Genomic DNA, 12541 nt, shown 5'->3' on the forward strand with positions numbered 1-12541 from the left:
CGAGCAACCCGCACGGCTGCCGCTCGGAATGCCGCCCCTGGCATATTGACCGCGTCTGCCCGACTGGGTACGACTGGTTCGTGCCGGGTGAACCTGATCAACGAACGCTATCCGCCACGGGCGGACAGCGGTATCTGGACAAATCAGGCAACGGCAGCTTTTTGTTTCTGGTCGCGGACAGCCATCGGCCGCTCGCGTCGTCGGCGCGCATCGCCCTCGACGACGTCGAGGAGGTCGTTATCGGCCGCGGCAATGCCCGGAGGCTGGAGGTCGCGGACAGCGGCACACGCCGGCGCGTCGAGATCCAGCTCGACGACCCCTGGCTCTCGTCGAGGCATGCGCGGATCATGCGGGTCCTCGGCCGGTGGTGCTTCGAGGATTGCGGCTCCAAGAACGGCAGCATCCTCAATGGGGCGCCGCGGAAGCACGCCGAGCTCGGGGAGGGCGACGTGCTCGAGCTGGGCCGCACGTTCTTCCTCTACCGCTCGGCGATTCCCCGCGGCGCCGAGCAGGTCACCCTGCTGGAAGCGTCGAGCCTCGCCGCGCACGTCCCTGGGCTGCTCTCCCTCGTCCCGTCGCAGCTCGAGATGTTCGAGCAGCTCAGGGTGGTGGCGGCCTCCACCATCCCCGTGCTGATCCAGGGCGAAACGGGCACAGGCAAGGAGGTCGTGGCGCGCGCGATCCATTCGCTCTCGGGCAGGCCGGGCGCGTTCGTGGCGATCAACTGCGGTGCGCTGCCGCGGGATCTGGTCGAAGGCGAGCTCTTTGGGCACAGGAAGGGCGCCTTCTCCGGGGCCACCGAGGATCGCCCCGGGCTCGTGCGCAGCGCCGATCGCGGGACGCTCTTCCTCGACGAGATCGGCGACCTGCCCCTGTCCGCCCAGGTGGCCTTGCTCCGCGTGCTCCAGGAGCGCGAGGTGCGCCCCGTGGGCGGCACGCGCTCGATCTCCGTGGACCTCCGCGTCGTGGCGGCCACACACCGGCCGATCGAGCGCATGGCGACGTCGGGCGACTTCCGCTCCGACCTGCTCGCGCGGCTCTCCGGCCACGCCGTCGAGCTCTCGCCGCTCCGGGCTCGCCGGGAGGACCTCGGCCTCATCCTCGGCGCGATCCTGCGGCGCGTCGACGGAGAGCGCGCCGAGCACGTCCAGCTGCACCCTCGCGCGGCGCGCGCCCTCGTCACGTACGGCTGGCCGCTCAACGTGCGCGAGCTCGAGCAGTGCATCACGACCGCGGTGGTGCTGGCGCAGCGGGGTACCATCGAGCTCGATCACCTGAACAGCGCGCTGAGGCGCAGCGCCGCCGACGCCACGGAGCAGGGAGACGATCCTACCCGGCCCGAGGAGCTCAAGGCGCTCCTGCGCGCGCACAGCGGCAACATCGCCGGCGTGGCGCGCGCCATGGGCAAAGCCAGGATGCAGATCCATCGCTGGTTGAAGCGCTACGAGATCGACCCGGATGACTTCCGCCACTGAGGTGCTGCGCCGCGGCCGTGGGATGAGGCGGGCATGACGCCGGACACGGTCGTCGCGGCTCGCTACCGCGTCCTGCGTCGCCTGGCCGCGGGCGCGATGGGCGCTGTCTACGAGGTGATCGACCTCCAGACGGAGCGCCGACGGGCGCTCAAGGTGATGCACGCTCATACGGTCGAGCGCGCCGACCTGAGGGAGCGATTCGCGCTGGAGGCCCGCGTGTCCGGCCAGGTCGACAGCCCCGCGCTCGTCGACGTCGTCGACGCGGGCGTCGATGACGCAACGGGGACTCCGTTCCTCGTGATGGAGCTGCTCCGGGGCGAGACCTTGAGCGAGCGGCTCGCGCGCGTGGGCGGCCACGCGCCGGAGGAGGTGCTCGTCTATCTCGGTCAAGCCGCGCCGGCCATCGACAAGATGCACCAGCTCGGCATCGTCCACCGCGACCTGAAGCCGAGCAACCTGTTCCTGGAGCAGCGAGAGCACGACGCCCCGCGCATCAAGATCCTCGATTTCGGCGTGGCGAAGGTGCTGCACGAGGGCGCGACCCGCGGCTCGACCGGCGCGGCCGGGACGCCGATCTACATGGCGCCGGAGCAGTTCCAGAGCGGCAGGATCACACCTTCCGCCGATATCTACGCGCTCGGGTTGATCGCGTACTCGCTCCTCGTCGGCAGACCCTACTGGGAAGAAGAAGTCGGCATCGGCGAAAGCCCCGTCGCGTTCGCGCTCGTCGCGCTGCAGGGCCCCAAGGAGCCTGCGTGCGAGCGCGCCGCGCGGTACGGCGTGACGTTGCCGCCCGCGTTCGACGCCTGGTTCACACGCGCGACGGCGCTCGCGCCGGGCCAGCGCTTCCCGACCGCGGGCGCCGCCGTGGGGGCGCTCGCGCGAGCGCTCGGCGTGCCAGGCTACGAGCTGCCAGCACAGCAGCCCGCCGGGGCCGAAGCGCGTGAGGGGACGCCGCCCGTCGACGAGCAATCGACGTGGACCGACACGTTCCAGTCCGACGGGCACCTGGGCGGAAGCGAGGGAGTGGGACGCACGGACTCGGTGGCCGGCGCAGGGGGGCCCGGCCCCGCGCCGCCTCGCTCCGAGTCCGAGAGCGACGCAACGGAGCCGAGCTCCCCTCGGCAGCCGCAGGCCATCGTGCATCGGTCGCGCCGGTGGCGCTGGATCGCGGCCTCGAGCGTCACGCTGGCCGCCCTGGGTCTGGGCACCGTCCGGTGGGCGTTCCCTCACCGGCCAGCGCCTGCTCCTCCACCCACGGTCATGCGATCTCCGCTGGAGCCCGACAACACCGTCCTCGCTTGCCCGATCCTGGAGGCCTCCGGGGTCGAGGAGCCGGCCGGATGGCTGGGAGCGGCCGCCGCGGCGACGGTGTGCGAGCGGGCTCGGGTCCTCCTCGGAGGCCGCGCGGCGCGCACGCTGGTCCCTGCGGAGCTGCTCTCGCTCCCACGGCCGCACGCGGACACGGTTCCTATCGATCCCTATGCCGGGCCGGAGGCTCGCGCGCAATCGCTGGACGCGGCGCGCAGGAGGGGAGCGGCCTATGTGGACGGGGCGATCGTCCTCGACCCGTCCCGCGCCTTTCAGCTCACGGTCACGCTGCGAGCCGCCGACGGCAGGGAGCTCGCGTCCTCGGTCGGCAGGGCGCGCGCGCTTTATGAAGCCGTGAGGAACGCCATGGATCCCTGGGTCGATGCAGGGGTGTTGCCAAAGGCCCCGAGTCTCGACGACGCCGTGGCCGATTTCTCGAGGGCGCGCACGGTCGACGGGGCGCTGGATCTGCTCGACCTGACGCTGGCCATGACCCACAACGCCGGCGGGCTCCGACAGGAGTGCGCCCGGTTCGAGGCGCGCGGCGGCGGCCTCGCGGAGATGGGACCAGGCGAGCGCTTCCGCTGCGCCTACACGCTCGGCGAGCCCGCTCCCGTGGTCACGCTCCCGCCGGTCGGCGCCAATGCCTCACCGGGTGAGCTCGCCGCGCGCGCCCGCGTCGATCTCATGATGCGGCGTGCTGTCGATCCGATGGCCGTGGCGGAGCTCCAGCGCCTTTATGATCGCGAGGCGTCGGCCTGGGGACGCTCGACCCTCGCAGCGACGATATCCTGCCTGCTGCCGTCGCCCGATGAGGAGCGCGCCACGGAGAGGACGACGCTCGCCAAGGACATGGCGTTCAGCGCGGTGCAGGCCGAGCCGAAGAACCCGATCGGGGAGTGGTGCGCGCCCTGGGTGCAGCTGGCGACGGTGACCCACGGGACCCCGAGCGCGGCGAGCGCGTTGCAGGGCATGCGGGCCTGGATGCCCTGGGAGGCGTATGGGTGGCTGTTCGAGGACTCCGACCCTGGAGCGGCAGAGGCTCCCCATCAGCATGCTCGTACGCGCGCCCTCGGGTTCGCGCGGCGTGCCTATGTCCTCTCGCCCCTGGACATGAACGTGGCCGACACGCTGGTCGATCGGCTCCTCCAGGATGGAGCGCGCCAGGAGGCGCGCGGGATAGCGCTCGCGGTGAGCCAGGGAAGCCAGGTGCTGCACAAGGTCGGCAGCGAGCTCCTCCTCATCCGCGTCGAGGCGAGCGAGGCCGGCATCGGCGCCGCCCTCGAGCGGGCGAGGCGCGCGATGGCCATTTCCCCCGGTGATTCCGGGTTCGTTCGCGTGCAGCGCCTCCAGATCGCCTGGCGCGCGCTGGAGCTCGCGCTCGTCCTTGGGCGCGAGCGCGAGACGGCCGACCTCATCGTCGCCCGCTTCCTCGACCCGGAGCCACCCCTCCTCGAGGGCACCCATATCAGCGTCCCGCTGCGCATGGGAGCCGTCTGCGCCCGTGCCAGTCGGGCGGTGTCGCGGCGTTGCTTCGAGCGGCTTCGCAAGCTCCGGGTCAGGTTCCCGGAAGGCGAGCTGCCGAACACCGAGAGCTTCATCACGGGAGCCGAGCGTTATGCCAGCGGAGACCAGCGGGGCGCCGCGCTGGCGTGGCGCCCGCTGCTGCAGGAGCCTGAGCCGTTCGTCGAGGTGCTCGGCGACGCCATGGTCGCGACCTATGAGCGCGAGGGGGAGCACGAGCTCGTCGACCGGCTGGAGCGGGCGAGCCGCGACGACAGCGAGGCCCTGAACGGCGCGAGCCTGAAGACGGTGCGCGAGGCGGAGCGCGCGGCGAGGCGCGGGGACAGGCAGAGGGCCCTCGGGCTGGCCCAGCAGGTGATCAAGGCGTGGTCGGCGGTGGACGCCCCTGTCCCGGCGGTCGAATCGATGAGGCGGCTCGCGGCGAGGCTACTTGAGTGAACGGTCGATCAACCAGGGTTTGAACGAAGAGCACCCGGAGTCGCTCCTGAGATCGCATGGATGGTTCAAATAGACCGTGACGGGGTATTTCCACTGCGCGCCCGCCTCATCGCATGGGGTGTAGATGGATCGCCTGGCACCGGCAGACCGAACGCAAGCGCCCGGATTCCCGTTGAAAGGAGAGCATGGCTTCGGTTCATGGACGAAGCACTGCGCTGCCGCATCGGACGCAGGGAGGGCGCAGAGCCTGTCGGCGAGGTTCGCCATGCCTTGATTCCAGTCCTCGCCATAACACGCGTACTGCTTGTCGAAGAGCACCCCGTCGGGCCGAGCCCCCCCGGGGTTCGAATCGAAGATGTTCCCGTAGAACCCGCCCTCGCGGTATCTGAACAGCTCCACCTCCTTCGCCGGATACCTCACCCCATCGGAGCTCGCGAACTTCACGTCGACCGCAAAATTTCGCTCCGACAGCATCACGCTGAAGTACCCAACCTGTTCGGGGGTGGAGCTCGCCTCGTCGACAATGCCTGTGCCAGCAGGGCCATTCGCGGGGCACGTGAAGTCAACCGTGTCGCCAGGACCGTCGAGCGCATCGCTCTTGATGTGCTTGATGTACCTGCTCCGAGGATCTCCCGCGTCGTAGTCCACGTGGTTGCATCCATGTATACCCGCGCATACACGCACGAACACCGGAGATGAGCGGGCGTGGGCCGAGTCGAGCTTGAGCCTGACCGTCCTCGGTCCACTATCGCCTGACCTCTGCGCCAGGCATTGCCCGACGTAACGCGCCGTCCACCCGCAGTCGCTCGTCGCCCGACGCGGTCCGCCGGGAGGGTTGCAAGCGGCGAAGCTCTCGATCTGCGTGGCCTCGCCTGTGCTGGTGTTCCTCTCTCGAGACCTTGTCTCGGCGGGGACCTTGTCATGGAGCGCGACGAGATCCCCTGGGCCGCGCATGGATACCACGACCACCTTGTTGAGCGCGTTCACCCGGGCGAGCACGCCTGCGGAGACCGCTTGCAGGCATTCCGGGGACGGAAGGTTGTTGAACCAGTCCCCCAAGGGTCCCCCGCCGGCGCATGCCCCGATCTGCCCATTCCACTCGTAGCGCTTGTTCCCCACGCGGGCCGACACCTTCTGGCCTTCATTCAGCGCAAAAGATACGATGTAGTGCATCAGCTGAACGGCGCGAGGCTCGAGCGTCGGGTCCTGCGTGCTGAAAGGCTTGACATCGTCGAGCTTCAGGCTGTTCAGCTTGCTCACCTTGAGGCGCTCGAGCAATTCACTGTTCGCGCGGAGCGCCTCCACGCTGATGCCGTTCTTGGGCATGCCGTTGTGAGGCAGCTGTCCCGGGGGAGCGACCGGCTCTGCTGGCCCAGCCGATTGCGCCGGCGTCACAGGCCCGCCGGGAGTCGTCACGATGACGCACCCGCCGCACCCCAGGAAAGAACCCACGCCGATGCAGGCTAGCGCCATGTACAAACGGCCTATGGCCACAGGTATTCTCCTTCTCCTGAACTCGAATCGCGAGGTGAGCGCCCCTCGTGAGCGCGCATCCTGACACGGACGCGCAGCGGTTGGCCAGCTGGCCGCATCGATGCTGAATGGCTATTGCCGCCGCCGAGGCATCTTTCGTGCCACGGTGTACGCTGCGCGCCGTTGCTCACCAGCGTGGCTGGATGCCTGCTTCTGACCGCGAGCGGCACGTTCGCCGTCCCATCGAGGCAGCGCAGAGCGCCGACGCGGCGAGCCCGGCGCCCGCGATAAAACGGGGTGTTACGCCGGTGATACACCGTGTTGCGCTGCGGAAAAACGCGGCGCGCACGTGTCCCCGTAACAGGTCGGGCGCCCCGCTGTTGCACCGCGCGGCGCGGAGCCAGGGGGCGTCACAGGAGGGCGACAGTACCGATGCGCCGGGCCGGCGGTCGGTTTCGGCGTGAAGCCATGAACGATGCGCCGCCATGGAACGGCATGTCCAGCCCTTCGGCATCACCGGTCGAGGCGCGGGCGTCGGTATTGGGCACGCGCTTGAAGGGCCAGCTCTGGCCACACGCGATCGTCCGTCCGGTTGGCACCGGAGCTGCAATGCCGGCAAGCGTCTCCCCGACCGGGCGGTCAGGCGCCCGGATAGCCATCAATCGGCCCGGGATCCGCGGCCAGGGGCAGGGGATACGTCCAGCTCTGCGTGAGGATTGCAGACGTCTGGAGCTTCTCGTCACGCGCGGGAGCCTTTCGCGCCGCGCGCACCAACGACCAGCGACGGAGAATTCCATGAAGAATCGATCGATAGGCGCGGCGTTGACCTGCGCCCTGCTGCTGACCGCCTGCGGCACCGAGCCGGAAGAGCCGGAGCTCGCCGCATCGAACAGCGACTCGCTCATCGTGGCGCCCTCCAGGCGGGCGCCCAAGGTCGAACAACTGCACCTGCGGCTCACGTCGGATGGCGTCGGGGTGCTCTCGCTCGAGCTCGCACCGGGCGACCGTAAGCGTGTGATCGAAGAGAACAAAGGCGCGGCGTTCCAGATGAGCCTCGATGCGCGCGAGAAGGCGGTCACCTTCAACGACTCGGGAACCAAGCCGGATCTCAAGGCGGGAGACGGCTTGTTCTCCGCCTCGATCCCCATCGACCTGGAACGGCTGAGCCAGATCAACAGCGAGATCTCGAAGCTCAAGACCCGCACGCTCCAGACGTTCGATCCGGGGTCGCGTATCGCTTCCAAGGCCATCGAGATCTCGCAAACGAACGCGATCGACATCGAGGCGCTGAAAAAGGGAGCGACCATCCGTTTGCCCAACCTCGCGGAGCTCGGCCCCTTGCGCACGCTCGGCGGCGCGACCACTGCCGCCATCAACCCGCAGAAATCGCTGTTGATCCGTTCACTGCCGGTGATCGAGGACCCGGCGCGCACCATGAACCCGTGCGACTCGAGCGCCGCGAACGCCCCGCTCAAGAAGTGGACCTTCGGCTACCTGATGGAACAGATGGCCATCGGGTCCGGGCTCACCGCGAGCCAGTTCGTCGAGCAGTGGCTGGCTTCCTGGCGCACCCAGCAGATCGTCAACGCGAGCTCGGGCAGCCTGGTCCTCGATGCTACGAGCGCGGCCGCCGCGGCGAACGTGGACAGCATGATCATCAACCCCTGGCGCCAGAGGAGCGGCGGGGGCGCGTTGAACCTCAGCATCGCGCCATTCCGGCTGCAGGCCATCCTGTACCGCCCCGACCTCGCGCAGAGCTCGCCCTACCTCGGCGGGGCTGCCGGCAACAACGGAGGCGAGCTCCGCTTCGTGTTCGGGCTGATGGAGGTTCGCGACGGCAATCGGGACGGCGACGCCAGGGACGGCGTGGACACCTGCCAGCCGATCGAGGCCGCGGCGATCTTCGAGTACGGAGTGCCCATCACGAGTTGCGTCGACATCAAGGATTGGGCGAACAAGTGGGTCAACCTGAGCGCCTTGCTCCCCGGTGACCCCGCCTACGGCACGGCGCTCGAGGCGTTGACCGAGCAGGTCGTGAGGAACGGCGCCGCGCCGGGCAACCCCAACCAGAACGCGCTCAACCAGCTGCGCACGAACGAGATCGATCTCACGGGGATCTGGCAGATGCGCGAGTTCGTGATCCGCCCCGGGAGCGGACCTCTGCAACAGACCACCACCAAGAACAACCCCCGCGAGCACCAGGCGAGCTTCACGTCGGTTCCGGGCACGACCCCGGCGCCGATCGATCTGAATGGCAGCGACGCGCTGCTCACGGAGATCCTGGCCTCCATGAACCCCGGCTACACGATGCCCGAAGCCCCCGGGGGCGTGCCCTTCATGGGCGGCGCGTCGACCTACAACGCCGGGACCTTCTGGGATCACCCGGACCTGGAGACGCCGGCGGAGCTCGAAGCGCGCTTTCGGTTCTCGTCCAACACGTGCAGCGGCTGCCACACGGGCGAGACGGACACGCTCTTCTACCACATCCGCCCCGCGGGGCCCGGCGGCGTCCCCAGCATCTCGGCCTTCCTGCAAGGTCCGCTGACGGTGACGGACAACCGTGGGCTCAGCCATTCGTTCGCGGAGATGGACAACCGCAAGCAGGCCCTCGCGAGCCTCGCGAACCAGTCGTGCTCGTTCCGCCTTGGAATCCCACCCTTCCAGGTGTTGCGGCTGCCGCTGCTGAGCGTCCACTGAATCGCGATGAGCGCGGGGCCCGCGGCGACCGAACGCGCCGCCCGGGCCCCGCGCCAGCCGGGCAGGTGGAGCCGGCCGGCGCCGCTTGACGGGCGGCGACGCTCGTCTATATTGAGCCCCGCTGCTGCGGTGTGCGCTTCCCTCGTGCGCGCACCGGGTCCAGATCGGGGGAGAGTGAGCCGCGGCCCCGTCGCGTGAACGCGTCGGCCGCGTGCGTCTTCGTGGATTGGACAGCAGCATGGTTGGCAAATTGCATCTCGATGCGGTGGTGCGTCGCCTGGATGGCGCGACGGCCCGCATCGACAATCCGTTCGGTATTCCGATCACCCTCGTGGCGAGGGAAGATGTCGTCGTCGAGGCCGACGGCATCGAGGAGCTCCTCCGGTTCGCCTCGCTTGAAGGCACGCTCCGCGATCTTCGGACATGGGAAAAGGCCGGCAGGATTGCCCCGTTCTGGGGCGGAACAGCCGGCGAGATCCGCTCCATCGTGCTCACGCCCGACTTTCACAAGGGCGCGGGCATCCCCGTGGGCACCGTCGTGGATGCCCGCGGGTTCGTGGTGCCGCAGGCCGTGGGCAACGATGTCTGTTGCGGCATGCGCCTGCTCGCGACGGACGTGGATCGGGACGAGCTCGCGCCGCACGTCGGCGCCCTGAAGCAGCGGCTCCGCGCGATCTTCTTCCAGGGGCAGCGCGATATCCCCATGTCGCCGCGGCAGCGCGCGGCCATGCTCCGTGACGGCCTGTCCGGGCTGCACGAGACGGCGGCGGACAACGCCCGCACCGGCCTGTGGGCGCATTACGATCCTCGCGCGCAGCGCGCGGATCTCGATCGCGTGCACTTCCACGGCGGGCTCCCCGCGCGCGGGACGTTCGCGTTCGACGCGTACATCCAGGCGTCGGGCCGGGCGGACGGGCGTGACATCCAGATCGGCACGGTCGGCGGCGGCAACCATTTCGTCGAGATACAGGCCGTCGACGAGCTGGTCGACGGCGCGACGGCGCGCTCGTTCGGGTTGACGAAGAACGCCGTCACGATCATGGCCCATGCGGGCTCCGTCGGGCTCGGACACGCGGTCGGCGGCTATTTCAACGAGCGCGCCCGCGCGCTGTACCCCGCGGGGGTGCCCCATCCGGCGCACGGCTTCTATGTGCTGCCGGCGGTGGGCCCCCACGCCCACGAGGCCTCCGTCTACCTCGATGCGATGCGGAACGCCGCGAACTTCGCGTTCGCGAACCGCCTCTTCCTGGGCCTCATGGTGGTGCGCGCGATGCGGGAGGTCCTTGGCCGCGAGGTCGCGAGCACGCTCGTGTACGATGCGCCGCACAACCTCATCTGGGAGCCCGAAGGGGCCGAGCCGCGCTACCTGCACCGCAAGGGCGCGACGCCGGCCGGGGGGCCGGATGGCGAGGGCGGAGCGTTCTCGTACACCGGTGACCCGGTGATCATCCCCGGCTCGATGGGCGACTCGAGCTGGGTGCTCGCTGGCGCAGGGCACGCGGCGCTGCTCGCGAGCGCGTGCCACGGCGCGGGCCGGAGCCTCACGCGCGGCCGCTCCGCGCACGCGGACGAGGACGTCTACCGGCGCGCGGTCGAGAAGCTGCATGTCGTGACGCCGCTCGACCCCGACGCGCCCCAGGTGCGGCGGCGGCGCGACATCCTCGCGAAGTACCACCAGCGGATGAAGGAGGAGGCGCCCTATGCCTACAAACCCATCACGCCGGTTGTGCGCTCCGTCGAGGAGGCGGGGATCGCGCGGCGCGTGGCGCGGTTGTGGCCGCTCGTCACGGTGAAGGGATAGGGAACACGATCCGAGCGTGCTCCGCAGGCCGGGGCACGCGCCGGATGTCTTCACGCATCGAAGAGACTGCTCCCGCCGATTGCGATCATGGATCGCACCCGCGCGGCGAGGTCGTCGGGGGAGGCGAACGCGGGCTGCGCTCGGTAGAGCTCGAGCGAGCGGCGCGCGGCGCGGATCTCGCCGAGGGCCTGCAGCGCCTCGAGAGAGGTCCGCTCCGTCGGCTTCGCGTGAACCAGGCCGCGCGGGTTCAGACGCCCGAGCGCCACGTTGTGGTTCACCTGGAACGCACAGCGACACGGATTCGCTGGATTCGCGACACCGCAGTGCTTCGACACGAACGCGTCGAGCGCCGCGCGCGCGCGGGAGAGTCGTTTGCGGAAGGCAGCTTCCGTGATGCCGAGCGCGTAGGCCGCGTCGGCCGACTCGAGCTCGCAGATGCCGCCGAGCACGTAGGCGATGCGCAGCGGCCTGTCGAGCGCCTGGAGCATCGCCTGAGTGCAACAGAGGAAGACCTCTTCCTCGAGCAGACGCGCCTCGGCGCTCTCGAGGACCTCCGCGCCGATGGCGTTCGGCGCCTTGGCGAGATCCTCGTCGACGAGCTGCTCGAAGGTCAGGCGGCGGTACGTCGCGCGTGCGCGGAGGAGGTGTCGGCACGCGACGCGATACGCCCACGTCGAGATCGAGCTCTCGCCTCGGAACGTGGAGAGCTTCGTCACGATGAGGATGAGGATTTCCTGCGTCGCGTCGCGCGCGTTCTCGGGGTGGCCGAGGAACCTGCGCGCGAGGCGGAACAGCGGATCCTGCAGTCCTCGCACGAGCGCTTCGAGCGCCTCTCGGTCGCCCGCGCAGGCGCGGATCGCCAGCACGTCGAGACCCGCCTCGCTCATGACGCTACCGGTTGCGCGCGCGTCGGCGGAGCGAGGGTATCGAGCCAGCCTGCAAGCGCGTCGGCGATCTCCATGGGCGAGTCCTCCTGAGGATAGTGCAGACCGCGCACCGTGACCTCCCGCTGGTTCGGGAACCGGCGACAGATTTCGCGGAGCTCACCCGTGAGGATGCGGCCCGGCTCCGCGTTCACGAACAGCTTGGGCACGCTCGATGCCGTGAGCCACGCGACGTAGGCGTCGGCGAGCGCGCAGATCGCCTTCGGCTCTCCGTCGAAGGGCAGCAGTCGCGGCCACGAGAGCGTCGGCCGCCGCCCCTCGCCCGGCACGAGGAACGGACGACGGTACTCGGCGCGCTCTTCGTCGGAGAGCGGACGCAGCATGCTGCCCTCGGAGATCATCCGCTCCAGGAAGACATTCTGCTCGAGGACGAGCATCTCGCCCGCGTCGGAGCGGATCGCCTCGAAGAACTCCCTCGCCGGTGCGGGCCATTTCCCGAGCGGCATCGATCCGACGATCGCCTCCATGTACGCGACGCCGCGCACGCGATCCGGATGCCGCCGAGCCCAGTCGAAGCCGAGCGCCGAGCCCCAGTCGTGTACGACGAGCACGACGGGCTCCTCAGGCACGACCGCGTCGAACCAGGCGTCGAGGAACCTCGCATGTGTGGCGTACCCGTAGGCTTCCCTGCCCATCTCCGGCAGCTTGGCCGAGTCGCCCATGCCGATGAGGTCCGGCGCGAGGCAGCGATGCCGCGCCGAGGTTGGTCCAACGATGTTCCGCCACAGGTACGACGACGTCGGGTTCCCGTGGAGGAACACCACCGGCGCGCCCATCCCCTGGTCGATATAGGCCATCTCGTGGCCCTCGATGCAAACTCTCTTCTTCGAGCTCGTACCCATGGGATCCCGTCCTTCCCGGCCGTACGCACGCGGCGT

Annotated in this window: 7 protein-coding genes; 4 read left to right on the forward strand and 3 right to left on the reverse strand. The window is 69.5% G+C overall.

Annotated features, from left to right (window positions below):
* Window positions 1-80: 80 nt before the first annotated feature.
* Both WMF19_RS11255 and WMF19_RS11260 read left to right on the forward strand, forming a co-directional pair.
* On the forward strand, window positions 81-1475 hold the full coding sequence (locus WMF19_RS11255) for a sigma 54-interacting transcriptional regulator (protein WP_437899082.1): 1395 nt from the start codon (window positions 81-83) through the stop codon (window positions 1473-1475).
* 33 nt (window positions 1476-1508) lie between these two features.
* Window positions 1509-4748 (forward strand): serine/threonine-protein kinase, encoded by a 3240-nt coding sequence (locus tag WMF19_RS11260; protein WP_437899083.1) that lies wholly within the window; start codon window positions 1509-1511, stop codon window positions 4746-4748.
* On the opposite strand, the gene WMF19_RS11265 is transcribed toward WMF19_RS11260, so the two are convergent.
* On the reverse strand, window positions 4737-6074 hold the full coding sequence (locus WMF19_RS11265) for a hypothetical protein (RefSeq protein ID WP_437899084.1): 1338 nt from the start codon (window positions 6072-6074) through the stop codon (window positions 4737-4739). The genes WMF19_RS11260 and WMF19_RS11265 overlap by 12 nt on opposite strands.
* Window positions 6075-7016: 942 nt before the next feature.
* On the opposite strand from WMF19_RS11265, the gene WMF19_RS11270 reads away from it, so the two are divergent.
* Both WMF19_RS11270 and WMF19_RS11275 read left to right on the forward strand, forming a co-directional pair.
* Window positions 7017-8918 (forward strand): hypothetical protein, encoded by a 1902-nt coding sequence (locus WMF19_RS11270; protein WP_437899085.1) that lies wholly within the window; start codon window positions 7017-7019, stop codon window positions 8916-8918.
* Between the two features lie 238 nt (window positions 8919-9156).
* Entirely contained in the window at window positions 9157-10719 is a 1563-nt protein-coding gene (locus WMF19_RS11275) for an RtcB family protein (protein ID WP_437899086.1), read from the forward strand.
* A 50-nt stretch (window positions 10720-10769) separates the two neighbouring features.
* Here WMF19_RS11275 and WMF19_RS11280 read toward each other — a convergent pair whose 3' ends face one another.
* Together WMF19_RS11280 and WMF19_RS11285 are read right to left on the reverse strand one after the other, a co-directional pair.
* Window positions 10770-11606, reverse strand: coding sequence for an RNA polymerase sigma factor (locus WMF19_RS11280; RefSeq protein ID WP_437899087.1), 837 nt, complete (start codon window positions 11604-11606; stop codon window positions 10770-10772).
* Window positions 11603-12505 (reverse strand): haloalkane dehalogenase, encoded by a 903-nt coding sequence (locus WMF19_RS11285; protein ID WP_437899088.1) that lies wholly within the window; start codon window positions 12503-12505, stop codon window positions 11603-11605. Before WMF19_RS11285 ends, WMF19_RS11280 begins: the two co-directional genes overlap by 4 nt.
* Between the last annotated feature and the right edge of the window lie 36 nt (window positions 12506-12541).

The organism is Sorangium sp. So ce124, assembly GCF_051525235.1.
GTDB classification, from domain to species: domain Bacteria; phylum Myxococcota_A; class Polyangia; order Polyangiales; family Polyangiaceae; genus Sorangium; species Sorangium atrum.

Excerpts from the sequence above, each read along its gene's own strand:
- WMF19_RS11275 (WP_437899086.1), top strand. The coding sequence starts at position 9,157 with ATGGTTGGCAAATTGCATCTCGATGCGGTGGTGCGTCGCCTGGATGGC.
- WMF19_RS11270 (WP_437899085.1), top strand. The coding sequence starts at position 7,017 with ATGAAGAATCGATCGATAGGCGCGGCGTTGACCTGCGCCCTGCTGCTG.
- WMF19_RS11280 (WP_437899087.1), bottom strand. The coding sequence starts at position 11,606 with ATGAGCGAGGCGGGTCTCGACGTGCTGGCGATCCGCGCCTGCGCGGGC.
- WMF19_RS11285 (WP_437899088.1), bottom strand. The coding sequence starts at position 12,505 with ATGGGTACGAGCTCGAAGAAGAGAGTTTGCATCGAGGGCCACGAGATG.
- WMF19_RS11260 (WP_437899083.1), top strand. The coding sequence starts at position 1,509 with ATGACGCCGGACACGGTCGTCGCGGCTCGCTACCGCGTCCTGCGTCGC.
- WMF19_RS11265 (WP_437899084.1), bottom strand. The coding sequence starts at position 6,074 with ATGCCCAAGAACGGCATCAGCGTGGAGGCGCTCCGCGCGAACAGTGAA.